A 22,984-nucleotide genomic window follows, 5' to 3' on the forward strand; every position below is an offset into this window, starting at 1 on the left:
CGGTCTCCGGGCTGGTCGGTTCGCGTCAGGCTAACGCCTGCGCTGCCGCGGAGCGGGCTGGCACACGGGGCAGCGGTGGCTCGACCGGTTCATGAAGGCCTCACGCACGATCGCGGTGCCGCACCGCGGGCAGGGCTCTCCCTGCTGGCCGTACACCGCGAGGCGTTGCGAGAAGTACCCGGACTGCCCGTTCACGTTGACGTACTGCGCGTCGAAGCTCGTCCCGCCGTCCTCGAGTGCGCGGCGGAGCACCGCCCGGACCTCGTCGAGGAGCAGGTGGAGCGTCGCCCGGGGCAACCGGTCCGCCGGTCGGTCGAAGTGCAGCCGCGCTGCCCACAGCGACTCGTCGGCGTAGATGTTCCCGATCCCGCTGATGACGCCCTGGTCGAGCAGGACCCGCTTGATCCCGCTCGACCGCTTCCGCGCCGCGGCGGTGAAGCGGTCGTCGTCGAACGCGGGGTCGAGCGGGTCGCGGGCGATGTGCGAGACCTGGAACGGGATCCGCCGACGCCAGTCCGCCTCCGGGTCGGTCGCGTCGATGTGCCCGGCGTGCCCGGCAGGCGCTCCGTCGATCGTGGGGAGCATCCGGTCGATCGCCATCGACCCGAATGTGCGCTGGTCGACGAACTCGAGCTGCACCGGTGCCTCCGGGGCCCCGTCCCGGTCCGTCCCGGGAGGCTGCACGTCGAGGACGATCCGCCGGTGCCGTGCGGCGGGTCGGTCGCGGCCGAGCAGGATCTGGCCGCTCATGCCGAGGTGCGCGACCAGTGCTTCGGGTCGGTCCCCGTCGTGGTCCAGCGGGAACCACATGAACTTCCCGCGACGGACGGCCGCGGCGATCGTCCGCCCGGTCAGGCGGTGCGCGAAGTCCTCGGCAGGCCCGTCGTGGCGGGTGAGCGCGCGCTCGTCGTGCACCTGCACGGCGAGCACCCTGGCGCCGGTGACGGCGGGTTCGAGGCCGGCGCGGACGACCTCGACCTCGGGGAGTTCGGGCACCCGGTCAGCCCTCGACGGGACGTCCGGACAGTCGCGTCCAGGCGTCGAGCGCGGCGGACATCTCCGCCGTCTTCTTGCTCGTGCCGGTGCCGGTGGCGACGTCCTCGCCCTGCAGCACGACCGTCGCGTGGAAGGTCTTGTCGTGGTCCGGGCCCGCTTCGGTGATGCGGTAGGCGGGGTTGCCGAGCGAGCGCGCGGAGGCGAGCTCCTGCAGGCTCGTCTTCGGGTCCATCGCGGCGCCGAACCGCGCGGGGTCGACCAGCAGCGGCGCGACGAGCCGCAGCACCAGGTCGGTGGCGGCGTCGGCGCCGGCGGACAGGTACGTCGCCCCGATCACGGCTTCCACCGTGTCGGCGAGGATCGACGACTTGTCGCGACCACCGGTCTGCTCCTCGCCCTTGCCGAGCCGGAGGTACGCGCCGAGCCCGATGTGGCGGGCGATCTCGGCGAGGGCGACCGTGGAGACGAGGCTCGCGCGCCGCTTGGCGAGCTCGCCCTCGTCGAGTTCCGGGTAGTCACGGAACAGCTTGACGGTCACGGCCTGCCCGAGGATGGAGTCGCCGAGGAACTCGAGCCGCTCGTTGTGCCCGATCCCGCCGTGCTCGTACGCGTACGACCGGTGGGTGAGGGCGAGCTGCAGGAGTTCCAGGTCCACCGGCACGTCGAGGAGCTCGCGTAGACGAACGACGTCCGACCCCACGGGGCGGGACCCCGCGGCGCCGGACGTCGCAGTCATGAGGGGAGTCCGATCAGACGTCGGCGACCTTGCGGCCCTTGTACTCCATGTACAGGGGCGTGCCGGCCGAGTCCTCGACGACCTTCGCGCGGTGCGGGAGGCTGTAGGTGACCTTGCCGTTCTCGATCGTCTTCACGAGCTGGACCGGTGCGGCCTTCCACTGCGATCGACGGGCGTGCGTGTTCGCACGGGACTGCTTGCGCTTGGGGACGGCCATGGTGGTTCTCTTTCGCTTGGTCGGTGGTCAGTCGTGGGCGGTGGCGGTCACTCGGCCTGGTCGGCCGGCGTCCGCTCCTCGTCCGCGGTGGTCTGGTCGGGCGTGCTGTCGTCGAACTGGATCCCGCTGAGCGCAGCCCAGCGAGGATCGGTGGCCGACGTGGTCGGCCGCTCGCCGATGTCCGCCAGGCGCTCACCCGTCTCCGGGTCGAGTCCTGGGCAGTCCGGCCGGCAGACCGGCTGGAACGGCAGTGACAGCACCACCGCGTCTCGGACGACCGGTTCACAATCCACGTGGTCATCGTGAACCTGGTAGTCGAATTCCTCCGAGGCATCATACGCGAACAGTTCCGCGAATTCGACCTCGACGAGCTCGCTGACGTCGATGAGGCAGCGCGAGCACTCCCCCGTCGCCTCGGCCCGGGCGGTGCCGGACGCGAGCACACCCTCGTGGAGGCCCTCGAGCTTCACGTCGAGGTGCATCTGGTCGCCCTCGCACACGGCGATGAGACCGGCGCCGAGGGTGCTCGGGACGGTGATGTCGAGCGACACCTCGCGCATGTCGCCCGGCCGGTGCGCGAGGTCACGCACACGCAGGGCGTAGGGGCTGTTCACGGAGGAAGACACGATCAACCAGCCTACCCCGCTCAGGCCGACGAGTCGAGCACCCGGAGCGTGTCGAGGGCGGCCGTCCGTCGGTCCGGCCGTCAGGCCCGCCCGGCGAGCGCGCGGGCCACCGCGTCGGGCACGTACGGCGTCACGTCGCCACCGAGGGACGACACCTGCCGGATGAGCGAGCTCGAGACGTGCGCCCGGGCGGCGTCCGGCAGCAGGAAGACCGTCTCCACCCCGGCGAGGTGCCGGTTCATGATCGCCATCGGGGTCTCGTAGGCCACGTCCTCGCCGGACCGCACGCCCTTCACCAGGATCTTCGACCCCACCTGCCGGCAGTAGTCGACCAGGAGCCCGGCCGTCCACTCCCCGACCACGACCCGGCCCGGGATCCCGAGCTCCGTGATGGACTCCCGGATGAGCCGGACCCGGTCCCCGGCGTCGAACAGTGCCGCCTTCTTGTCGGGGTTGTGCACGACGAGCACGTGCACCTCGTCGAACAGGTCCACGGCACGGGCGATCACGTCGAGGTGTCCCAGCGTCACGGGGTCGAACGAGCCGGGCACCACGGCGATCTTCGTCATGGGGGCGACGATACCGGCCGACGCCGCTCAGTTCTTCCTGAGGAAGGCCGCGTCGGACTCGTCGAGGCGGCGTGCGAGGGCGTCCCGGAGCGCGGGACTGCCGCTCAGGTCCGGGTCGTCCTCAAGGAGACGTTCGGCCTCCTCCCGCGCGTCCACGATGAGGTCGGCGTGCTGCACCACGCGCAGGAGCGTCAACGACGACCGCCCACCCGACTGCCGTTCGCCGAGCACGTCGCCCTCCCGGCGCAGTTCGAGGTCGACCCGTGCCAGCTCGAACCCGTCGTCGGACGCGGCCACCGCGTCCACGCGCTCCCGCGACACCGTGTCCACCTCGGCGGCGGTGACGAGCAGGCAGACGCCCGCGTACTGCCCGCGACCGATGCGCCCGCGCAACTGGTGCAGCTGCGAGACACCGAACCGGTCGGCGTCGAGCACCGCCATCATCGAGGCGTTCGGGACGTCGACACCGACCTCGATCACCGTCGTCGCGACGAGCACGTCGACCGCGCCGTCGGCGAAGGACGTCATCACGCGGTCCTTCTCCTCCGCCGACATCCGGCCGTGCAGGACCTCGATGCGCCGCCCCGCGAGCACGGGCATGGCGCGCATCCGTTCCGCGGTCGCGAGGACCGTCGCGGGCTTCCTGGTCGGCGTGCCGTCGGCGTCGGCGCCGCCCGGCGTGCCGTCGGCCGCGGCTCCGACGCCGGCGGGAGCGGGCGTCCCGTCGTCCTCGCCGTGCGCGTCGTCGATCGCCGGACAGACGACGAACGCCTGGCGCCCGTCCGCCAGCTCCTCGGCCATCCGCGTCCAGATGCGGGACTCCCACCCGGGGTGCTCGGCGAGCCCGACGGTGAACGTCTCGACCCCGGCCCGGCCGGACGGCATGCCCTCGATCGTCGAGACGTCGAGGTCGCCGAACACGGTCATCGCCACGGTCCGCGGGATGGGCGTCGCGGTGAGGACGAGCACGTGCGGTGGCGTCGAGCCCTTCGTCCGCAGGGCCTCACGCTGCTCCACCCCGAAGCGGTGCTGCTCGTCGACGACCACCAGGCCGAGTTCGGCGAAGTCCACCCGGTCGCCGAGCAGCGCGTGGGTGCCGACCACGAGGCGGGACCCACCGGACGCCGCGGCGAGCAGCGCCCGCCGGCGCTCGTCGGTGGACTGCGACCCGGTCAGGATCACCGGACGGAGCTCCGCGGCCAGGTCCGGCCCGAGGAACTTCACGATCGACCGGAGGTGCTGCGCGGCCAGGACCTCCGTCGGGGCGATCAGCGCGGACTGTCCGCCGGACTCCGCCACGGTGAGCATCGCCCGGATCGCGACGAGGGTCTTGCCCGAACCGACCTCGCCCTGCACGAGCCGGTGCATCGGCCAGGTCCCGGCCATGTCCTGCGCGATCTCGGCCCCGACCGACCGCTGGTCGTCGGTCAGGGTGAACGGCAGGCTCGCGTCGAAGCGCTCGAGGACGCCGCCGGGCGACGCGGTCCGGGCGACGGACGCCGTGGCCCGCGCCGCGATCCGGCGCTGCACCAGCGCGGTCTGCAGCACGAACGCCTCGCGGTAGCGCAGGGCGTCCTGCGCCCGTTTGAAGTCGGACACCTTCTCCGGCCGGTGCAGCAGTTCGAGTGCCCGACGGAACGGCACGAGGTCGAGCCGGGTCCGGACGGAGGCCGGGATCGGGTCGGCGACGTCCGGCAGCGTGTCGAGGACGACCCCCATGGCCTTCGCGATCTGCCAGGACGACAGGGAGGCCGTGGCCGGGTAGATGGGGATCGGCTGGCGCGACCAGCGGATCGCCTCCTCCGACCCCGGGTCCGCCGTGGCGCGGGGGTCGTCCCGGTCGAAGAGCTCGTAGTCCGGGTGCGCCAGCTGCCGGGCGCCGCGGTAGTCGCCGACCTTGCCGGCGAAGACCCCGCGGGCGCCGGGCACGAGGTCCTTCGTCCGCCACCCCTGGTTGAAGAACGTCAGGGTCAGCAGGCCGGTCCCGTCCCCGATCTTGGCCTCGAGGATGGAGCCCCGTCGCGCCCGCATGGTGCGCTCCCGGACCTCGACCACCTCGGCGACGATCGTGACCGACTCGCCGATCGCGAGCGAGTCCAGCGCCGTGAGTGCGCCGCGCTCCGCGTAGCGACGCGGAGCGTGCTCGAGGAACTCCCCGACGGTGCGGTGCCCGAACGCCTTCTCGATCGCCTTCGCCGTCCGCCCACCGAGGACGTTCGCCAGCCGCACGTCGAGCGGCGCCGGGCCCCACTGCACGGGTCCCCCCACGGCAGCGGACGGCGCGTCGCCGACCGACGCAGCGCCCGCACGGGCGGCGTCGGCGCCCGCGGCTGGGCTCGTCGGAGCGGCATCGGTGCTGGAGGTGGCCACGCCCCAACGGTACCCGCGACGTCCGACCCGCCACGAGCCTCCCCGGCTGGGCTGTGGAGGACGCCGGGGTCGCCGCCGCGGCCCGCTACGGTGGCAGCATGACGCGCATCATCGCCGGCGCCGCCGGGTCCACGACGCTCCGGGTGCCGAAGTCCGGCACCCGACCGACGAGCGACCGTGTGCGCGAGGCGCTGTTCTCCTCCCTCGAGTCGCGCGGGCTCATCGACGACACCTCGGTCGCGGACCTGTATGCCGGAACCGGTGCGCTCGGCCTCGAAGCCGCGTCCCGGGGTGCGGTCGAGGTGTCCCTGGTGGACCGCGCCGCGTCCGCGGCGGCCGCCTGCCGCGAGAACGCGCGCGCGGTGCAGAAGCGCGCGCCTGGTGTCCGCATCGACGTCCACGCGCAGCCCGCACTGGGGTACCTGCGGGGGACGGCGAAGACGTTCGACCTCGTCTTCATCGACCCGCCGTACGAGGTCGCCGAGTCCGAGGTCACCGACGTGCTCGAGGCCCTCGTGTCACGCGTGACGCCCGGTGCGGTCGTCGTCGTCGAACGCGGCACCCGCTCCCCCGAGCCCACGTGGCCGGCCGGGCTCACCCGGTTCAGCAAACGCTCGTGGGGTGACACCGTGGCGTGGGAGGCCGTGGCCGACGCGGACTGAGGCTACCGCCGCTCCATGGTCCGGCACCGGTCCGCGCCGGTCCGGTCGCGGGTCCGGCTCCGGTCGCGGGTCCGGCTCCGGTCGCGGGTCCGGCTCCGGTCGCGGGTCCGGCTCCGGTCGCGGGTCCGGCTCCGGTCGCGGGTCCGGCTGCGGTCGCGGGTCCGCTTGTGCGTTCAGCCCGCGACGCCGTCCCAGTCCGCGTACGGGTCCCACCCCGTCGTCGGGACGGGCGTCCCGCCACGGACCAGGTCCACAGACCGCTCCGCATGGTCCGCTCCCGCGTGGGACGTGCGCTCGCGCACCACGCCGATCCGGCGGAAGCCGCCCGGCAGGCGCGTCCCGACCGGGAAGGTCGCCAGCAGCCCGTGGTCCTCGCCGCCGTGCAGCGCGACCTCGTCCACCACCCCGTCGGGCGCCGACGCCTCGGCCGGGTCGAGTTCCAGGGTCACGCCACTCGCCCGTGCGAGGCGCCCTGCGTCGATCGCGAGCCCGTCGGACAGGTCGAGCATCGCCGTCGCACCGGCTGCGGCAGCCAGCGGACCGTCGGCGATCGGGGGGACCGGGCGGCGCTGCCGGGCGACGTCGGGATCCGTGTCGGCCCCGCTCGCGCGGACCCGCTCGACGTCGGGCTCTCCCGCGGCGTCGACGCCGTCCCGGAACAGCCGGGCCAGGCCGCGGGCGGCGGCGCCGAGCTCCCCGGAGACAGCGAGGACGTCACCGACCCGGGCACCGGACCGGACGACGGGGTCCCGCCCTCCGAGGTCCCCGAACGCGGTGACGGTCAGCGAGAACGTCGCCGACGTGGACAGGTCGCCGCCGACCACCCCGCACCCCGGAGCGAGGGCGTCGACGGCGAGTCGGAACCCGTCCGCGACGCCCTCCAGCACCGCGACCTGGGTGTCCGGCGGAGCCGCGATCGCGACGACGAGACCGGAGGGCACGGCGCCCATCGCGGCGACGTCGGAGAGGTTCGTGGCGGCGGCCTTCCAGCCGACGTCCTCGGGCGAGGACCACGCCCACCGGAAGTCCGGGCCGTGCACCATCATGTCCGTGGTCACGACGAAGCGGCCGTCGGGGGCGGCGACGACGGCGCAGTCGTCCCCGGGCCCGAGGACCGGGGACCCGGCGGGGAGGCGTCGCGTGACCCGCTCGAGCACCGCGAGTTCGCCGAGCGCTCCGACGGTCGTGCGCTGTGCTCCGGCGGTCGCCCGCCCGTCGGCGCCGTCGGAACCGTCGGTGCGGTGCTCGTGCTGGTGCTCGTCGTGCGTCGCGTCCACACGAGAACGGTAGCCTGGACGCCGATGGACACCGCGCGCCGAGGACCCCGCATCATCGCCACCGTGCTCGCCGCGGCGGCGGTCGTGGCCGGGCTGTCCGGCTGCACGAACGCGGTCCGCATGGAGCCCGCTCCCGCAGCGGACGCGGCCGCGTGTGCCGATGCCCAGGTCCGCCTGCCCGCGGTCGTCAACGACACCCTGGCGCTCCGCAACACCTCCGCACAGGCCACGGCGGCGTGGGGGTCCCCCTCCGCCGTGCTCTACCACTGCGGTGTCGCCGTGCCGACCGTCTCCGACCTGCCGTGCTTCTCGCAGGGCTCCGTGGACTGGATCCGCGACGACCGGGGGAAGGAGGTCGTCTACACGACGTTCGGCCGGTCCCCCGCGGTCCAGGTCGTCATCGACACCTCCCGCGCGACGAGCGACGCCCTGCAGGACCTCGGTGACGCCGTGTCACGGCTGCCGGAGGACGGCCACCGCTGCCTCGACCCGCAGGACGTCGACTGACCCGGACGGTCCTCAGCGGACCGCGGCGCGTCCCAGCTCGATGAGCTCCGCGACGAGTTCCGGGTAGGGCAGCCCCGACGCCGCCCAGCAGCGCGGGTACATCGAGAACGGGGTGAACCCCGGCATGGTGTTGACCTCGTTCACGACGAAGCCGTCGTCCGTCAGGAAGCAGTCCACACGGGCCAGCCCGGCGCCGCCGATCGCCTCGAAGGCACGCGCTCCGACGGAACGGATCTCGTCGGTCTCCGCCTCGGTGAGCGGGGCCGGGCACAGCAGCTGCTCGTCACCGCCCAGGTACTTGGCGGCGAAGTCGTAGAAGCCGTCCTCGGCGACGACGATCTCCCCGGGCAGGCTCGTCCGCGGCACGCCGTCACGACCCTCGAGCACGGCGACCTCGACCTCGCGGCCGACGACCCGCGGCTCGACGATGACCTTGCTGTCGTGCTCGAAGGCGAGGTCCATCGCCGCACCGAGCTGAGCGGGGTCGTCGACGCGTGAGACGCCCATGCTCGACCCGGCGCGTGCGGGCTTCACGAACAGCGGGAAGCCGTGCGCGGCGACGGTCTCGGCGACGTCGACCGGATCGGCCTGCCACTGCCGACGGAGCACCGTCGTCCACGGGGCGACCCGGAGCCCGGCGTGCTCGAGGACCGCCTTCGCGACGTGCTTGTCCATGGCCAGGGCGCTCGCCAGGACGCCGTCGCCGACGTAGGGCAGGCCGGCGGTCTCGAGCAGGCCCTGGACGGTGCCGTCCTCGCCGAAGGGTCCGTGCAGGATCGGGAAGACGACGTCGACGTCCCCGAGCGACTCGACCGAGCCGTCCGGCAGTTCGACGGAGAACCCGCGGGAGTCGCCGGAGAGCGGGAAACGGACGCGGGTGCCGTTGTCCGGCACGGTCGGGAGCTCCTGACCCCGGAGTGCCCAGACCGACGGGTCGTCCGCCTGGAGCGTGAACGCCCCGTCCTTCGTGATGCCGATCGGCAGCAGGTCGTACCGGTCGCGGTCGACGACGTCCATGATGCCGCCGGCGGTCACGCAGCTGATCTCGTGCTCGCTCGACCGGCCACCGAAGAGCACGGCGACGGTGGTCCGCGCGTCGGTGCCGCTCGGCGTGCGCTCGGCGTCGGTCGGTTCGGATGCGGGCGCGGTGCTGCTCATGGACGCTCCAAGCGGTGGGTACCGGGACCGGTCACTCGCCCTGGGGCTCGTCGGTCTCCGTGAGGTGCGGCGCGATGTTGCGCGGATCGAGCCTACCGGCGAGGACCTCGCCCACCTGTCCGACGATGGGCATGTCGACGCCGTTCGCCCGGGCCAGCTCGAGGATGGGCGCGACCGAGGCCAGGCCCTCCGCGGTCTGGTTCATCTGCCGCACGACCTCGTCGAACCGGTACCCCTGCCCGAGCAGGCGCCCGGCGGTGTTGTTGCGCGACAGCGGTGACTGGCAGGTGGCGATGAGGTCGCCGAGGCCCGCGAGACCGGACAGCGTCGACGGCTGCGCGCCGAGCGACACCGCGAACTCGGTCATCTCGGCGAGGCCGCGGGTGATGATCGACGCCTTGGTGTTCTCGCCGTACCCGACACCGTCGACGATGCCGATCGCCACCGCGATGAGGTTCTTGAGGACCCCGCCGAACTCGGTGCCGATCACGTCGGTGTTGATGAAGGAGCGGAAGTACGGGTTCGTCGCCACGGCTGCCACGGCGGTCGCGGTGTCCGCACTGGACGACGACACGACGGCCGCGGTGGGCTGCCGGCGGGCGATCTCGAGCGCCAGGTTCGGTCCGCTCGCGACGGCGATGCGGTCCTGGTCGATGCCGAGGCCGTCGAGGAGCACCTCGCTCATCCGCAGGCCGGTCGCTTTCTCCACGCCCTTCATGAGGCTCACGACGGGCACATCCGCGGGCAGGAGTTCGCGGATGGCGGCGAGGTTCGAGCGCAGCGTCTGCGACGGCACCGACACGTAGACCTGCTCGGCACCGGCCAGCACCGCTGCCAGCGACGTCGACGCGGTGAGGGTCCGCGGCAGGTTGATGCCGGGCAGGTACTCCGAGTTCCGCTTCGTCTCGGTGATCTCCCGCGCGACCTCGGGACGCCGGGCCCAGAGCACGGTCTCGGCCCCGCCCTCGGCGAGCACCTTGGCGAACGTGGTCCCCCAGCTGCCGGCACCGATCACGGCGACCCGTGGCTTGTCGGTCGACTGCATGACGACGCGGATCGCGGCGGTGTCCACGGCGCCGCGGGCTGCGACGGAGGGGTCCGGGTGGTCGTCGTGCGGGCGGAGGCCGGGCGCGCTGGTCCGGTCGGCTGCGTCACTCAAACTTGCCGGTCTCCTTCTGCTTGTTCGCGGTCGGGTCCCAGCGCTCGGCGGGCGCCTGCTCACCGCGGAGGCCCTCGAGCAGCGCGGTGATGCGCTCCATGAGCAGCGCGGTCACCTCGGTGAGGGCTTGCTGGTCGACCGGCTTCCCACGCCACCGCGACAGGTCGAGCGGCTCGCCGTAGACGATGTCGACCTTCGCCGGCGGGAACAGGCGGAGCTTCTTGCCGTACCGCGCCATGATCCGCTGCGTGCCCCAGTGGGCCATCGGGATGAGCGGGACGTCGTTCTCGAGGGCGATCCGCGCCGCCCCGGTCTTGCCGCGCATCGGCCACAGGTCCGGGTCACGGGTGAGCGTGCCCTCGGGGTAGACGATGACCGCGCCGCCGTTCGACACGAGTCCCTTGCCGCCCTTCAGCGGGTCGTTCAGGCGGGTCCGGCCGTTGCGCTCGACGGGGATCTGCCCCATGCCGCTCATGAGCTTGCCGAACACCGGCACGCGGAACAGCGAGGCCTTCGCGAGGAACCGCGGCGACCGACGGTGCAGCCACACGGTCGTGCCGACGACGAGCGGGTCGATGTTCGTGTAGTGGTTCGGGGCGAGGACGAACGCCCCCTCCTCCGGCAACCGGTTCGGGCCGTGCCAGCGGTAGCCGGAGGCGAACCGGATGGTCGGGATCACGACGGACCCGGTGATCCGGAAGGCCCGGTTCAGCTCGCCGCGTCGCCACCGCCGACCGGGGACCGGGAGGCCCGTGCGGACCTCTCCGGGGTGTCCCACCTGCGGGAGTTCCAGCGCGTCGGGCCCGGTCGTCGGTCGTGCCACGGCGGCACCGTCACCGGTGCCGCCGTGGTCGTGCTGCTCCGCCACGTCAGCCGGCGAAGTCGAAGTCCGCGCCGAGCTTGCGGAGCTTCGGGATGAAGTGCTCGTACCCGCGGCTGATGATGCCGACGTTCGTGATGTGCGATTCGCCCTCCGCGGTCAGCGCCGCGATGAGGTGGCTGAAGCCGCCGCGGAGGTCCGGGACGCGGACGTTCGCACCGTGCAGCTTCGTCGGGCCGGTGATGACAGCGGCCTGCTCGAAGGGACGACGGGCGACGCGACGGTCGTGGCCGGGCAGGCCCTCCTTGTGCACGACGATGTCGGCACCCATCTCGTTGAGCGCGTCGGTGAAGCCGAAGCGGTTCTCGTAGACGGTCTCGTGCACGACGCTCTGGCCCTCGGCCTGCGTGAGCGCGACGACGAGGGGCTGCTGCCAGTCGGTCATGAAACCGGGGTGCACGTCGGTCTCGATGACGACGGGCTTGAGGACGTCGAGCTCGCGGTAGAACCGGATGCCGTCCTCCTGGATGTCGAATCCGCCGCCGACCTTCCGGAAGACGTTGAGGAACGTCATGAGCTCCTGCTGCTTGGCGCCCTCGACGAAGATGTCGCCGTTGGTCGCCAGCGCGGCGGAGGCCCAGCTCGCGGCCTCGTTGCGGTCGTTGATCGCACGGTGCGTGTACCCGCGGAGCGACTTGACGCCCTCGATGAAGATCGTGCGGCTCGGTTCGACCGTGACGATCGCGCCCATCTTCTGCAGGATCGCGATGAGGTCCATGATCTCGGGCTCGATCGCGGCGTTCCGCAGCTCGGTGGTGCCCTCGGCGAGGACGGACGAGAGCAGGACCTGCTCGGTCGCGCCGACGCTCGGGTAGGGGAGCTCGATGTTCGCGCCCTTGAGGCCGTTCGGGGCCGTGATGTGGATGCCCGAGACCTGCTTGTCGACGACGGCTCCCATGGCACGCAGCGCGTCGAGGTGGAAGTCGATCGGGCGGTCACCGATGCGGCAGCCGCCGAGGTCGGGGATGAACGCCTCGCCGAGCTTGTGCAGCAGCGGACCGCAGAACAGGATCGGGATCCGGCTCGAGCCGGCGTGTGCGTCGATCTCGGCGAAGTGCGCCGACTCGACGCGCGAGGGGTCGAGGATGAGCTCGCCACGGGCGGGGTCCGTCACGCGGACACCGTGCACCTCGAGCAGGCCGCGCACGACCTTGACGTCGGAGATGTCCGGGACGTCCTTGAGGATCGACGGGGTGTCGCCGAGGAGCGCAGCGACCATGGCCTTGGTCGCCAGGTTCTTCGCACCGCGGACCTCGATGCGTCCCACGAGCGGCTTGCCGCCCCGGATGACGATCTCGTCCGACTTCAACCCGACGCGCGCCCCTGCAGCTGCTGCGTCCTGTACGAGAGAGTTCACTACTTCACCGGCAATGTCTTCGGCCGCCAACGGGAGCGGCGGGATTCGAACTCCGTGATCGAGGTCTCGTCACGGAGGGTGAGCCCGATGTCGTCGAGCCCTTCCATCAACCGCCAACGAGTGTAAGCGTCGATCTCGAAAGCCACGTCCATGTCGCCGATCGACACGCGCTGTGTCGCCAGGTCGACGGTCGCCTCGATCCCGGGCTGGGCCTCGATCGCCGCCCACATCCGCTCGATCTCGGGCTCGGACACCATCGCGGTGACCAGGCCCTGCTTGCCGGCGTTGCCCTTGAAGATGTCCGCGAAACGGGGTGAGACGACCACGCGGAACCCGAAGTCGCGCAGCGCCCACACCGCGTGCTCGCGGGAGGACCCGGTGCCGAAGTCCGGGCCGGCGACCAGGACCTTCGCGCCCTGGTAGGCGGGCTGGTTGAGCACGAAGTCGGGGTCCTGGCGCCAACCGGAGAACAGCGCGTCCTCGAACCCGGTCTTCGTGACCCGCTTGAGGTAGACCGCGGGGATGATCTGGTCGGTGTCGACGTTCGACCGCTTCAGCGGTGCCGCGATCCCGGTGACGGTGCCGATCTTCTCCATCAGTTGTTCCCTCCAGCCGTCGCCGGCACGGCCAGGCGGGCGTCGTCCTCTTCCAGGTCCCACGGGCTCGACAGCGTTCCGCGGACAGCGGTCGCCGCGGCCACGAGCGGCGAGACCAGGTGGGTCCGGCCGCCCTTGCCCTGCCGCCCCTCGAAGTTGCGGTTCGAGGTCGAGGCGCAGCGTTCCCCCGGCGCGAGCTGGTCCGGGTTCATGCCGAGGCACATCGAGCAGCCGGCGAAGCGCCACTCCGCACCGAACTCGGTGAACACCCGGTCCAGGCCCTCGGCCTCGGCCTCCAGGCGCACCCGGGCGGACCCCGGCACGACCATCACCCGCACGCCCGGCGCCTTCTGACGCCCGCGGATGACCGACGCGAAGGCGCGCAGGTCCTCGATGCGGGAGTTGGTGCACGAGCCCATGAACACGGCGTCGACGGCGATGTCCTTCATCGGCGTCCCGGCGGCGATGTCCATGTACTCGAGGGCTCGGGAGGCCGCGGCCTGGTCGTTCGGGTCGGTGAAGTCGGACGGCGACGGGACCGAGTCGGACAGCGAGACGCCCTGACCGGGGTTCGTCCCCCAGGTGACGAAGGGCTCGAGGGCGTCCGCGTCGATGAAGACCTCGGCGTCGAACACGGCGTCGTCGTCGGTCGCGAGGGTGTCCCAGTACGCGACGGCCTCGTCCCAGTCGGCGCCCGTCGGGGCGTGGTCGCGGCCCTGGACGTAGTCGTACGTGGTCTGGTCGGGGGCGACCATGCCCGCACGGGCACCGGCCTCGATCGACATGTTGCAGATCGTCATGCGGCCCTCCATGGAGAGCGCCCGGATCGCGGAGCCGCGGTACTCGAGCACGTAGCCCTGTCCGCCGCCGGTGCCGATCTGCGCGATGACCGCCAGGATGATGTCCTTGGCCGTGACGCCCGGGCGCAGCGTGCCCTCGACGGTCACCGCCATCGTCTTGAAGGGCTTGAGCGGCAGCGTCTGCGTGGCGAGGACGTGCTCGACCTCGCTCGTGCCGATGCCGAACGCCATGGCGCCGAAGGCCCCGTGCGTCGAGGTGTGCGAGTCCCCGCAGACGACCGTGATGCCGGGCATGGTCAGTCCGAGCTGCGGACCGACCACGTGCACGATCCCCTGCTCCTTGTCGCCCAGCGAGTGCAGGCGGACGCCGAACTCCTCGCAGTTGCGGCGGAGCGTCTCGATCTGCGTGCGGCTGGTCGGGTCCGCGATCGGCCGGTCGATGGCGAGCGTCGGGGTGTTGTGGTCCTCGGTGGCGATGGTGAGGTCCAGGCGTCGCACCGGACGACCGGCCTGCCGCAGGCCGTCGAAGGCCTGCGGGCTCGTCACCTCGTGCACCAGGTGGAGGTCGATGTAGAGGAGGTCCGGGTTGCCGTCCTCACCCTTGACGACGACGTGGTCGTCCCACACCTTCTCGGCGAGCGTCCTGCCCATGCCCGTGCCTCCTCATCCGCGTTCCGACCCCGCTGTCACGGCGTCGTCCGAGCATGGTAGCAGCTTGGTATACCAATCGCGACGACGCCCGGGAGGCCCGCCCCGCGGTCCCCGACACCCGTCGCGGTGAGAGGATGGCGGGGACATGACGACGCCCGCGCACTCGACCCGCACCACCAACCTCGAGGGCGCGGCCCGCGCCGCGATCGCCGGTGGGGTGCCGCTGGCACTCCTCATCGCGCTCGGCCTGCCGCAGTACGCCGCCTTCGCGGTGTTCGCCGGGTTCACGGCGATCTTCGGCGCGACCGAGCCCTACCGACAGCGCGCCGTGACGACCGGGGTCGCCGGCGCGATGCAGGTCGTGTGCATGGCGGCGGGCATCGCCGTCGCCCTCCTCGGCGCGCCGCTCTGGCTGCAGGGAGTCGGGCTCGTCGTCGTCATCGTCGGCGCGGTCGGCACACTGACGGCACTCCGGGCGATCCCGGCACAGCCGATCTTCCCGGTGTTCGCCTTCGTGGTGTCCGCGCTCGTGCCCGTGCGTCCGTCCGACCTGCCCCTCGTGGCGACGGTCATCCTCTGCGCGGTGGCCTGGGCGTGGCTCGTCGCGATGTCCGGCGCCGCGTTCCGGCTGGTCCTGCACCCGCACGCGCCGCACCGCTTCCGCCCGCTCGCGGACCGCAAGCACCGTTCCCTCGCGGTCCTCCGGACCTCGGCCCTCTGGGAGACGGTCGCGCTCAACGTCGTCGGCGCACTCGCTGCCGGTGCCCTCGCCGAGGCGCTGCCCGGCCTCGGGCACCCGTACTGGGCGGTCATCGCCGTCGTGTCGACGCTGCCCGCGCTCCGGCAGCGGCACACCGTCTCGCGCGCGGTCCAGCGCGTCGTGGGCACGGTCGGCGGCACGGTGATCGCGGTCGGGATCCTGCTGCTCGAGCCCTCGGCCTGGTGGATCGTCGTGATCGCGGTCGTCGGACAGTTCGGGGCCGAGGTCTTCGTCGCCCGGAACTACGCCGTCTGCCTGCTGTTCCTCACCCCGCTCGCCCTCGCGGTCTCGTGGCTCAGCGTGCCCGAAGCGCCGACGCTCCTCGCACTCGACCGGATCGGCCAGACCCTCCTCGGCGCGCTGGTGAGCCTCGTGCTCCTCGCCGTCGGGCGCGCGGTCGAGCGGCGGCGCGGTCGTCCGCTCGGCGCGACCAGCAGCATCCGGACCATCTGACGGACCGCGGTCGTCCCGACGGTCCCGTACCGGGCCTCCCGGGCGGCGCAGGGCAGGTCCGGCACGCCCGGCGCGTGCGGCACGATGGGCGCATGGACGACATCGCCACGCCCGGGACCTACACGCTGCTGCCCACCGCACCGCCGCTCGAGGACTACCTGCGCCTCCGACGCGACTCCGGCTTGACACCGGTGACGGCCGAACAGGGCGCGCCGGCGATCGACGGCGCGTGGTCGGCGTGTCACGTCGTCGACGAGAACGGGAGACCGGTCGCGATGGGCCGGGTCATCGGCGACGGCGGGTGGTACTTCCACGTCGTCGACATCGCCACCGACCCCGGGCACCAGCGTCGTGGGCTCGGACGGACCGTCGTCGAGTGGCTCGTCGCGGACGTGCGCGAGCGGGCCCCGGAGGGCGCCTACGTCTCGCTCATCGGGGACCCGCCCGGGCAGCGCCTCTACCGGTCACTCGGGTTCGAGGACGTGGCGCCGAGCCTCGGCATGGCGGTCGTCCTCGGCACGGACGGCTGAGCGCGGACCGCTGTCCGCGGTCGGCTGCTCGCCGTCCGCCGTGCTCAGCGCGGCTCGATGTTCCAGGCGTCGATGACGGGGCGGCCGTGCTCGTAGCCGAGGGTGCTGACCGTCGCCGTCCCGAGCTTGAGCACGGCACCGTCCTGCGGGGCGAGCCGGATCCAGGCCGCACCGAGGGCGCGGAGGACGTGGCCGTGGGCGACGACGATCGCGTCGTGTCCCTCGGCCAGGACGGGCCGCGCCCGGTTGATGACCCGTTCCACGCGGACCCGGACCTCGGCGGCGTTCTCGCCGGGGGTGTGACCGGCCGGGACCCCGTCGGTCCACAGGTCCCACGGACCGTGCCGCTGCACCTTGATCTGCGGCGTCGTGAGGCCCTCGTAGGCGCCGTAGTCCCACTCGTACAGGTCCTCGTCGAGGTCCGGGTCGACGCCGATGATGCGGGCGGTCTCGCGCGCACGTGTCAGCGGGCTGGACAGTGCCAACGCGAACTCGCGGTCGGCGAGGTACCGGGCGGCACGCTCCGCCTGGGCCTCCCCGTTCGCCGTGAGGGGGATGTCCGTGCGGCCGGTGTGCTGCCCGCTCTTCGACCACTCCGTCTCTCCGTGACGGACGAGGACGAGTTCGCCGGGGCGTTCCGAGGTCATGAGTTCCTTCCGAGCCAGAGGCCGAGCGCAGCAGCGCCGACCGAGACGACGAGCATGCCGAGGCCGTTGAGGACGGCGAGCCGGGTCTTGCCGGATCGGAGGAGCTGCACGGTCTCGACGCTCGCCGTCGAGAACGTCGTGTACCCACCCATCATGCCCGTCCCGAGCACGGTGACCATCGGGACGGCGATCGTCCCGGCTCCACCGAGCCCCGTGACGAGTCCGAGGACGAACGACCCGGTGACGTTGACGAGCATCGTGCCGAGCGGGAACCGCCGCACCCGCGCCTTCACCAGTCCGTCCAGGACGAACCGCAGTGCGGCTCCGACACCGCCGCCCGCCGCGACGAGCAGGAGTCCCACGGCCGTCACCGCGCCGGCCCCGTCCCCGGCCCCGCCGACGCCGTGGCACGCCGCCGGAGCCCGGCGGCGAGGGCGGTCCCGGCGACCACCGCGGCGAGGCCGAGCAGCACGGTCAGCAGCGCGGAGCCGGCGCCGGCTCCCCAGCGCCCGACGTCGATGAGCCGAGCGGTGTCGTCCGCCAGCGTGCTGTAGGTCGTGAAGCCGCCGAGCACCCCGGTCCCCACGAACAGCCGGACGGTCCGCCGACGTCCGACGTCGGGGCCGGACAGTGCGAGGTGCTCGAGCAGCAGACCGAGACCGAACGCCCCGGCGACGTTGATCGCGAGGATCGTCCAGCTGATGCCGTCGACGGGCGGCAGCACGGCGGCGAGCACGGCCCGGACCGCGGTGCCGAGTGCTCCACCGAGGGCGACCAACGCGATGAGTCCGGCGCGCAGGTGCGGCGGCCGTCCCGCCGGTCGTCCGTCCATCCGTCGTCTCCTGCCCACTCGCACCCCGGCTGCACCCGCTGCCGGGCGGGACGACGAAGGCCCCCACCCGGACGGGTGGGGGCCTTCGTGCTGGTGACCCCAGCGGGATTCGAACCCGCGTTACCGCCGTGAGAGGGCAGCGTACTAGGCCGCTATACGATGGGGCCGCGGCGATGTGTCGGTTCGGAGTGTGTCACTCGTGGTGACCCCAGCGGGATTCGAACCCGCGTTACCGCCGTGAGAGGGCGGCGTACTAGGCCACTGTACGATGGGGCCGTTCCGACAACTCGACAAGTATGGCACAGGGTGTGAGCGAGCGCCAAAACGAGCCCGTCCGTCCCGGTGTGTCGCCGGCCCGACCGGGGCATACGGTGGGTCGATGACGGTGCGCATCGGCCTGTCCGGCTGGCAGTACGACTCGTGGCGCGGCGACTTCTACCCGGAGGGCCTGGCGAAACGACGCTGGCTCGAGCACGTCGGTGAGCGGTTCCCGGCCGTCGAGGTCAACGGCTCCTTCTACTCGTTGCAGCGTCCGTCCCGGTACCGCGCCTGGCGGGCGGCCGTCCCGGAGGGCTTCCGGTTCGCACTCAAGGGCGGCCGCTACCTCACACACATGCTGCGGCTCCGGAACGTGGACACCGCGCTGGCGAACTTCTTCGCCTCCGGTCCGCTCGAGCTCGGTCCGGCCCTCGGTCCGGTGCTCTGGCAGCTGCCCGAGCAGGTCGTGCCCACGCCGGAGGTCCTCGACGCGTTCCTGGCGGCCCTGCCCCGCTCGCACGGTGACGCCGCCACGCTCGCCACCGGGCACGACGCCAAGGTCGCCGAGCCCGCCACGACGACGGAGCACGCCAGGCTGCGGATCGACCACGCGCTCGAGGTCCGGTCGCCGGACGCCGTCACGCCCGAGCACCTCGCGGTGCTCCGCCGGCACCGGGTCGCGCTCGTGGACTCACACGCCGGGGACTTCCCCCGGTTCGTCCACGACACGGACGCGCCCCTGGCGTACCTCCGTCTGCACGGAGCGCCGCACACGTACCACGACGGCTACGCACCGGAGGCCCTGGCGGACTGGGCCAGCACCGTCCGCCGTCACGACGAGGCGGGCCGTGACGTGTGGGTCTTCTTCGACAACGACGCGGAACGGCACGCCCCCTGGGACGCACTCGGCCTCGCCCGGCTCGTCGGCCGCCCTCAGACCCGGAGCGACTCCCCCGGCGCCAGCGGGACGACCTCGCCCGCGGGTTCGACGACCTGACGGACCCGGTCGGTGTGCCCGGCGAGCCCGATGTCCGAGAGCGTGGCCTCGTGGATCGGGACGGCGCGTCGCGGTGCCACCGCTGCCAGGTGGTCCATGAGCTCACCGATCTTGAGCCACGGTGCGCCGACGGGCGTCGCGAAGAGCTCCACCGGCACGCCCGGGTCGATGTAGGCGTCGCCCGGGTGGAACAGCACCCCGTTGACGAACACCCCGGTGTTGTCGACCACCGGGACGGACGAGTGGATGAGCTGGTGTCGCGTCCCGTGGAAGGTGAGGGAGAACGGCCCGACGGTCCGGGCCTCCCCCGCGGTCACGACGTCCACGGCGACGACCGCGGCCAACGCCGTGGCGACACCGGCCGGGCCGAACACGGGGATGCCCGGGTTGCGCTCGAGGATGCCGGCCACCTGCTCGGCGGTGCCGTGGTCCGGGTGCTCGTGGGTGACGACGACGGCGACCACGCCCGGCACCTCGACGGGGCGGGTGAAGGCGCCGGGGTCGATGACCAGACGGGCGCCGTCCTCCTCGACGACGAGGCAGGCGTGCTCGAGCTTCGTGACCAACATGGCGACGAGCGTACGCCGCCCTGCACGCGCAGGGTCCGGCCTGTCGCCGGGCCGACGGACTCCCGGCTCCCCGCGTCACCGGTTGTTCCGCGGACGCCCGGCCTGGTCCCTACCGGGCGTCCGGCGGCAGGGTCTCCTGGGCGGCGTGTGCAGCCTGGGCGTGCTCGGCGTCTGCGATGAAGCGTTCCGCACCGTCGCGGGGCATGGCGGACTGTCCGCCGCAGTACGAGCACTGGAGCACGTAGCGGCCGTGTCCGAAGGGGAAGACCGGCACGAAGAAGAGCGTGAACCAGGTGCGGAGGCGGTGCAGGCGCTGTGCGGCGGTCGATCCGCAGAGGGCACAGGCGAAGAAGAGGACGCCGGCGAGGGCGCTCCTGGTGCGGCTGCCGAAGATGATCATGACGTCCCCTGTCGGTGGTCGGTCGCCGGACGCCTCCGACGACGTCGTCGGCGTCCGGGCGTGGCGCGTGCTGTTCCGCCCATGATGGGCCGGTCGTGGTGTGGACGGGCGCATCGAACACGCAGCCGAGCCCGGGAACGACGAAGGCCCCCGGTTTCCCGGGGGCCTTCGATCACGTTGCTGGCTGGGGTACCTGGACTCGAACCAAGAACGACGGTACCAGAAACCGCTGTGTTGCCAATTACACCATACCCCATCGGACCCTGCGGTCCTGCGCCCCGTTGTCCGGGGCACGATCAACTACTGTACAGCATCCCGGAGGTCTTCGAGACCACCCACCAGGTCGCGGTGCACCGCAGCGGCCGTCGACGCCCCGTGACCGGCCGCGACGATGAGCTGTTCCGGTCCCGGCGGCGTGATGTCTCCCACCGCGTACAGCCCGGGTGCGCCGGTCCGACCGAGCCGGTCCACCCGCACCAGGCCCTGCTCGTCCCGGTCGAGGTCGGCGTCGACCCAGTCGAGGTCCGCGTGCCACACCGGGCGGACGAAGGCGCCCGAGCGCGGTTCGACGTGCCCGTCCGCGAGCCGCACACCCGTCATCCCGTCGCGGTCGCCCTCGAGGTCGGCCAGCGGTCGGTCGTCGACACGGATGCCCGCGCGTTCGAGTCGCGTGCGACCCTCGCCGGTCACGGGCGCCACACCGTTCGTGTACACCACCAGGTCGTCCGTCCACGCGCCGACGAGCAGCGCGCGGTCGACGACGTCGTCCGTCTCACAGATGAAGGCCAGCGGTTGCCCGGCCTTGTCGTAGGCGTCGCACTCCACACAGCTGTGCACGTCGGTGCCGTAGAACGCGCGGAGTGACGGCAGCGCGGGGAACGCCTCACGGAGACCCGTGGCGAGGACGACCGCCCGCGCAGCGGCGTCCACGTCCGTCCCCCGCCAGCTGCCGTGCACCCGCCACACGTCACCGTCGCGCCCGAGCCGGTCGACGACGGCCTGCGTGACCGTGGCCTCCGGGTACCCGGCGACCTCCTCGCGACCGAGCCGCCGGAGCTCGAGGGGCGAGATGCCGTCCCGTGTGATGAACCCGTGCGATCGGAGGGTCGCCGCGTTCCGGGGCCGGTTCGCGTCGACGAGCAGGACGGTCCGCTTGGCCCGCACCAGGTTCAGCGCGGCGCTGAGCCCCGCGGGACCCGCGCCGACCACGACGACGTCGTACACGGCCGTCAGCGGGCCGCGAGGGAGCGCAGTCGCGCGAGCGTCGACGCCTTGCCGAGGATCTCCATCGACTCGAAGAGCGGCGGGCTGATCCGTCGCCCGGACACCGCGACGCGCAGCGGACCGAAGGCGACACGGGGCTTGAGCCCGAGTCCGTCGATCAACGCCCCACGCAGCGCCTGCTCGATCGCCGTGGTCTCCCAACTCTCGAGCGCGTCGAGCGCCTCGATGCCGGCCTGCAGGACGGGCACGGGGTCGCCCTTGAGCGAGGCGAGGGCGTCGTCCTCCACCACGAGGTCCGCGTCCGACGTGAACAGGAAGCCGAGCATCGCAGGCGCCTCGCTCAGCAGCTGCATGCGCTCCTGCACGAGCGGTGCCGCGAGGGCGAGGACACGCTCCTGCTCCGGTGTCGCCGGCTCGTCGAGGTACGCGGTCAGGTACGGCTTGAGACGCTCGCGGAAGTCCGCCGCGTCGAGCAGACGGATGTGGTCGCCGTTGATCGACTCGGCCTTCTTGTGGTCGAACCGTGCCGGGTTCGGGTTCACGTCGGTGACCTCGAACGCGGCGGTCATCTCGTCGACGGAGAACACGTCACGGTCGGGACCGATCGACCAGCCGAGCAGCGCGAGGTAGTTGACGAGCCCCTCCGGCACCATCCCGTTCGACCGGTGGTGGAACAGGTTCGACTCCGGGTCCCGCTTCGAGAGCTTCTTGTTGCCCTCACCCATGACGTAGGGCAGGTGCCCGAACTGCGGGATGAAGTCGGCCATCCCGATCTCGTGGAGCGCCTCGTAGAGTGCGATCTGCCGCGGCGTCGAGGACAGCAGGTCCTCCCCGCGGAGGACGTGGGTGATCCCCATCAGCGCGTCGTCGAGCGGGTTCGTGAACGTGTACAGCGGCTTGCCGTTCGGCCGGACCACGACGAAGTCCGGGAACGAGCCCTGCGGGAAGGTGATGTCGCCACGCACCAGGTCCTGGAAGCCCAGGTCACGGTCGGGCACACGCAGACGCAGCGCCGGCTCCCGGCCCTCGTCGCGGAAGGCCTGACGCTCGGCGTCGCTGAGGTCGCGCTCGTGGTTGTCGTAGCCCTGCTTCGGGTCCCGCCCGTTCGCCCGGTTCCGCGCTTCCATCTCCTCGGGCGTCACGAAGGACTCGTACACGTGGCCGGCGTCCTTGAGCCGCGCGATCGCGTCGACGTAGACGTCCGTGCGCTCCGACTGCCGGTACGGGCCGTGGGGGCCACCGACCTCGACGCCCTCGTCCCAGTCGAGCCGCAACCAGCGGAGCGCCTCGATGATCTGACCGTACGACTCCTCGCTGTCCCGAGCGGCGTCGGTGTCCTCGATGCGGAACACGAGCTTGCCGCCCGTGTGCCGCGCGTACGCCCAGTTGAACAGGGCGGTACGGACGAGGCCGACGTGCGGCGTTCCGGTGGGCGACGGGCAGAACCGGACGCGGACGTCGGAACCGGTGGCTGAGGAGAATGGCGCTGTCATGACGCCGTCGATCCTACCGTGGCGCTCCCCTGCCGATCGGTGTCGGGGGCGACGCCCCTGCGTCGAGGATGCGGCTGGGGACGCGAAAGAGCCCCTGACCGGGGTGAGCATTACTACTCACCCGGTCAGGGGCTCGATCGTTCTGTGAAAAGAAGTCCGGCGGCGTCCTACTCTCCCACAAGGTCCCCCTTGCAGTACCATCGGCGCTGAGAGGCTTAGCTTCCGGGTTCGGAATGTGACCGGGCGTTTCCCTCTCGCTA

At 72.2% G+C, this 22,984-nt stretch carries 25 protein-coding genes, 3 tRNA genes and 1 rRNA gene; 5 read left to right on the top strand and 24 right to left on the bottom strand.

Features of this window, described 5'->3' with window-relative positions:
• Nucleotides 1-30: 30 nt before the first annotated feature.
• The 6 genes from mutM to DEI95_RS15315 all read right to left on the bottom strand — a co-directional run bounded on the left by mutM (nucleotide 31) and on the right by DEI95_RS15315 (nucleotide 5,400).
• Nucleotides 31-996, bottom strand: coding sequence for a bifunctional DNA-formamidopyrimidine glycosylase/DNA-(apurinic or apyrimidinic site) lyase (mutM, locus tag DEI95_RS15290; RefSeq protein ID WP_111060775.1), 966 nt, complete (start codon nucleotides 994-996; stop codon nucleotides 31-33).
• A gap of 4 nt (nucleotides 997-1,000) precedes the next feature.
• Nucleotides 1,001-1,732 carry a ribonuclease III gene (gene rnc / locus DEI95_RS15295; protein WP_111060776.1) on the bottom strand — a complete coding sequence of 244 codons (732 nt, stop codon included), beginning with the start codon at nucleotides 1,730-1,732 and terminating at the stop codon, nucleotides 1,001-1,003.
• A 13-nt stretch (nucleotides 1,733-1,745) separates the two neighbouring features.
• Nucleotides 1,746-1,949, bottom strand: a complete 204-nt coding sequence (gene rpmF / locus DEI95_RS15300) for a 50S ribosomal protein L32 (RefSeq protein ID WP_022905230.1) — start codon at nucleotides 1,947-1,949, stop codon at nucleotides 1,746-1,748.
• A 47-nt stretch (nucleotides 1,950-1,996) separates the two neighbouring features.
• Nucleotides 1,997-2,575 (bottom strand): DUF177 domain-containing protein, encoded by a 579-nt coding sequence (locus DEI95_RS15305; protein WP_258367624.1) that lies wholly within the window; start codon nucleotides 2,573-2,575, stop codon nucleotides 1,997-1,999.
• Between the two features lie 80 nt (nucleotides 2,576-2,655).
• Nucleotides 2,656-3,144, bottom strand: coding sequence for a pantetheine-phosphate adenylyltransferase (gene coaD, locus DEI95_RS15310; RefSeq protein WP_111060778.1), 489 nt, complete (start codon nucleotides 3,142-3,144; stop codon nucleotides 2,656-2,658).
• A gap of 27 nt (nucleotides 3,145-3,171) precedes the next feature.
• The gene (locus tag DEI95_RS15315) at nucleotides 3,172-5,400 is read right to left on the bottom strand and encodes an ATP-dependent DNA helicase RecG (protein ID WP_111060788.1); all 2,229 of its coding nucleotides are present in this window, start codon (nucleotides 5,398-5,400) and stop codon (nucleotides 3,172-3,174) included.
• Between the two features lie 212 nt (nucleotides 5,401-5,612).
• Here DEI95_RS15315 and DEI95_RS15320 point away from each other — a divergent pair, with 212 nt between their 5' ends.
• On the top strand, nucleotides 5,613-6,176 hold the full coding sequence (locus tag DEI95_RS15320) for an RsmD family RNA methyltransferase (protein WP_110826160.1): 564 nt from the start codon (nucleotides 5,613-5,615) through the stop codon (nucleotides 6,174-6,176).
• A 173-nt stretch (nucleotides 6,177-6,349) separates the two neighbouring features.
• Here DEI95_RS15320 and thiL read toward each other — a convergent pair whose 3' ends face one another.
• Nucleotides 6,350-7,333, bottom strand: coding sequence for a thiamine-phosphate kinase (gene thiL, locus DEI95_RS15330; RefSeq protein ID WP_111060789.1), 984 nt, complete (start codon nucleotides 7,331-7,333; stop codon nucleotides 6,350-6,352).
• A 144-nt stretch (nucleotides 7,334-7,477) separates the two neighbouring features.
• Between thiL and DEI95_RS15335 the strand changes: the two genes are divergently transcribed.
• On the top strand, nucleotides 7,478-7,960 hold the full coding sequence (locus DEI95_RS15335) for a DUF3515 family protein (RefSeq protein ID WP_110890943.1): 483 nt from the start codon (nucleotides 7,478-7,480) through the stop codon (nucleotides 7,958-7,960).
• A gap of 12 nt (nucleotides 7,961-7,972) precedes the next feature.
• Here DEI95_RS15335 and DEI95_RS15340 read toward each other — a convergent pair whose 3' ends face one another.
• The 6 genes from DEI95_RS15340 to leuC all read right to left on the bottom strand — a co-directional run bounded on the left by DEI95_RS15340 (nucleotide 7,973) and on the right by leuC (nucleotide 14,561).
• On the bottom strand, nucleotides 7,973-9,118 hold the full coding sequence (locus DEI95_RS15340) for a D-alanine--D-alanine ligase family protein (RefSeq protein WP_111060779.1): 1,146 nt from the start codon (nucleotides 9,116-9,118) through the stop codon (nucleotides 7,973-7,975).
• Between the two features lie 31 nt (nucleotides 9,119-9,149).
• Nucleotides 9,150-10,163, bottom strand: a complete 1,014-nt coding sequence (locus DEI95_RS15345) for an NAD(P)H-dependent glycerol-3-phosphate dehydrogenase (RefSeq protein ID WP_110890960.1) — start codon at nucleotides 10,161-10,163, stop codon at nucleotides 9,150-9,152.
• Nucleotides 10,164-10,269: 106 nt separating this feature from the next.
• On the bottom strand, nucleotides 10,270-11,100 hold the full coding sequence (locus DEI95_RS15350; RefSeq protein WP_258367625.1) for a 1-acyl-sn-glycerol-3-phosphate acyltransferase: 831 nt from the start codon (nucleotides 11,098-11,100) through the stop codon (nucleotides 10,270-10,272).
• Between the two features lie 46 nt (nucleotides 11,101-11,146).
• The gene (murA, locus tag DEI95_RS15355; RefSeq protein ID WP_110826129.1) at nucleotides 11,147-12,514 is read right to left on the bottom strand and encodes a UDP-N-acetylglucosamine 1-carboxyvinyltransferase; all 1,368 of its coding nucleotides are present in this window, start codon (nucleotides 12,512-12,514) and stop codon (nucleotides 11,147-11,149) included.
• The gene (gene leuD, locus DEI95_RS15360) at nucleotides 12,514-13,110 is read right to left on the bottom strand and encodes a 3-isopropylmalate dehydratase small subunit (RefSeq protein ID WP_110826128.1); all 597 of its coding nucleotides are present in this window, start codon (nucleotides 13,108-13,110) and stop codon (nucleotides 12,514-12,516) included. Before leuD ends, murA begins: the two co-directional genes overlap by 1 nt.
• Nucleotides 13,110-14,561 (bottom strand): 3-isopropylmalate dehydratase large subunit, encoded by a 1,452-nt coding sequence (gene leuC, locus DEI95_RS15365; protein ID WP_110826127.1) that lies wholly within the window; start codon nucleotides 14,559-14,561, stop codon nucleotides 13,110-13,112. Before leuC ends, leuD begins: the two co-directional genes overlap by 1 nt.
• A gap of 145 nt (nucleotides 14,562-14,706) precedes the next feature.
• Here leuC and DEI95_RS15370 point away from each other — a divergent pair, with 145 nt between their 5' ends.
• Together DEI95_RS15370 and DEI95_RS15375 are read left to right on the top strand one after the other, a co-directional pair.
• Nucleotides 14,707-15,774 (top strand): FUSC family protein, encoded by a 1,068-nt coding sequence (locus DEI95_RS15370; RefSeq protein WP_111060780.1) that lies wholly within the window; start codon nucleotides 14,707-14,709, stop codon nucleotides 15,772-15,774.
• Nucleotides 15,775-15,866: 92 nt separating this feature from the next.
• Nucleotides 15,867-16,304 carry a GNAT family N-acetyltransferase gene (locus DEI95_RS15375; protein WP_111060781.1) on the top strand — a complete coding sequence of 146 codons (438 nt, stop codon included), beginning with the start codon at nucleotides 15,867-15,869 and terminating at the stop codon, nucleotides 16,302-16,304.
• A 44-nt stretch (nucleotides 16,305-16,348) separates the two neighbouring features.
• Here DEI95_RS15375 and DEI95_RS15380 read toward each other — a convergent pair whose 3' ends face one another.
• The 5 genes from DEI95_RS15380 to DEI95_RS15400 all read right to left on the bottom strand — a co-directional run bounded on the left by DEI95_RS15380 (nucleotide 16,349) and on the right by DEI95_RS15400 (nucleotide 18,059).
• Nucleotides 16,349-16,951: a histidine phosphatase family protein gene (locus tag DEI95_RS15380; RefSeq protein ID WP_111060782.1), complete on the bottom strand. Its 603-nt coding sequence runs from the start codon at nucleotides 16,949-16,951 to the stop codon at nucleotides 16,349-16,351.
• Nucleotides 16,948-17,322, bottom strand: a complete 375-nt coding sequence (crcB, locus tag DEI95_RS15385; RefSeq protein ID WP_111060783.1) for a fluoride efflux transporter CrcB — start codon at nucleotides 17,320-17,322, stop codon at nucleotides 16,948-16,950. Before crcB ends, DEI95_RS15380 begins: the two co-directional genes overlap by 4 nt.
• Nucleotides 17,319-17,783, bottom strand: a complete 465-nt coding sequence (locus DEI95_RS15390; protein ID WP_111060784.1) for a CrcB family protein — start codon at nucleotides 17,781-17,783, stop codon at nucleotides 17,319-17,321. The genes crcB and DEI95_RS15390 overlap by 4 nt, the downstream gene beginning before the upstream one ends.
• A 91-nt stretch (nucleotides 17,784-17,874) precedes the next feature.
• A tRNA-Glu gene (locus DEI95_RS15395) sits at nucleotides 17,875-17,950 on the bottom strand.
• Nucleotides 17,951-17,983: 33 nt separating this feature from the next.
• Nucleotides 17,984-18,059, bottom strand: a tRNA-Glu gene (locus DEI95_RS15400).
• Nucleotides 18,060-18,162: 103 nt separating this feature from the next.
• On the opposite strand from DEI95_RS15400, the gene DEI95_RS15405 reads away from it, so the two are divergent.
• Nucleotides 18,163-19,038 (top strand): DUF72 domain-containing protein, encoded by an 876-nt coding sequence (locus DEI95_RS15405; RefSeq protein WP_111060785.1) that lies wholly within the window; start codon nucleotides 18,163-18,165, stop codon nucleotides 19,036-19,038.
• On the opposite strand, the gene DEI95_RS15410 is transcribed toward DEI95_RS15405, so the two are convergent.
• From DEI95_RS15410 to rrf, 6 genes are all read right to left on the bottom strand, one after another.
• A complete protein-coding gene (locus tag DEI95_RS15410; RefSeq protein WP_111060786.1) occupies nucleotides 18,975-19,607 on the bottom strand; it encodes an MBL fold metallo-hydrolase in 633 nt (210 codons plus the stop codon). The two genes, DEI95_RS15405 and DEI95_RS15410, sit on opposite strands and share 64 nt — an antisense overlap.
• 109 nt (nucleotides 19,608-19,716) lie before the next feature.
• Complete coding sequence (locus tag DEI95_RS15415; RefSeq protein ID WP_110826119.1) at nucleotides 19,717-20,007, bottom strand: zinc ribbon domain-containing protein; 291 nt, start codon at nucleotides 20,005-20,007, stop codon at nucleotides 19,717-19,719.
• Between the two features lie 181 nt (nucleotides 20,008-20,188).
• A tRNA-Gln gene (locus tag DEI95_RS15420) sits at nucleotides 20,189-20,263 on the bottom strand.
• A gap of 44 nt (nucleotides 20,264-20,307) precedes the next feature.
• Nucleotides 20,308-21,231 (bottom strand): NAD(P)/FAD-dependent oxidoreductase, encoded by a 924-nt coding sequence (locus DEI95_RS15425; protein WP_375342357.1) that lies wholly within the window; start codon nucleotides 21,229-21,231, stop codon nucleotides 20,308-20,310.
• Between the two features lie 5 nt (nucleotides 21,232-21,236).
• Nucleotides 21,237-22,724, bottom strand: coding sequence for a glutamate--tRNA ligase (gltX, locus tag DEI95_RS15430; RefSeq protein ID WP_110890953.1), 1,488 nt, complete (start codon nucleotides 22,722-22,724; stop codon nucleotides 21,237-21,239).
• A gap of 154 nt (nucleotides 22,725-22,878) precedes the next feature.
• Nucleotides 22,879-22,984 (bottom strand): 5S ribosomal RNA (rrf, locus tag DEI95_RS15435); the annotation flags it as partial.

Origin of the sequence: Curtobacterium sp. MCBD17_008 (genome assembly GCF_003234475.1) — a bacterium.
Lineage (GTDB): Bacteria > Actinomycetota > Actinomycetes > Actinomycetales > Microbacteriaceae > Curtobacterium.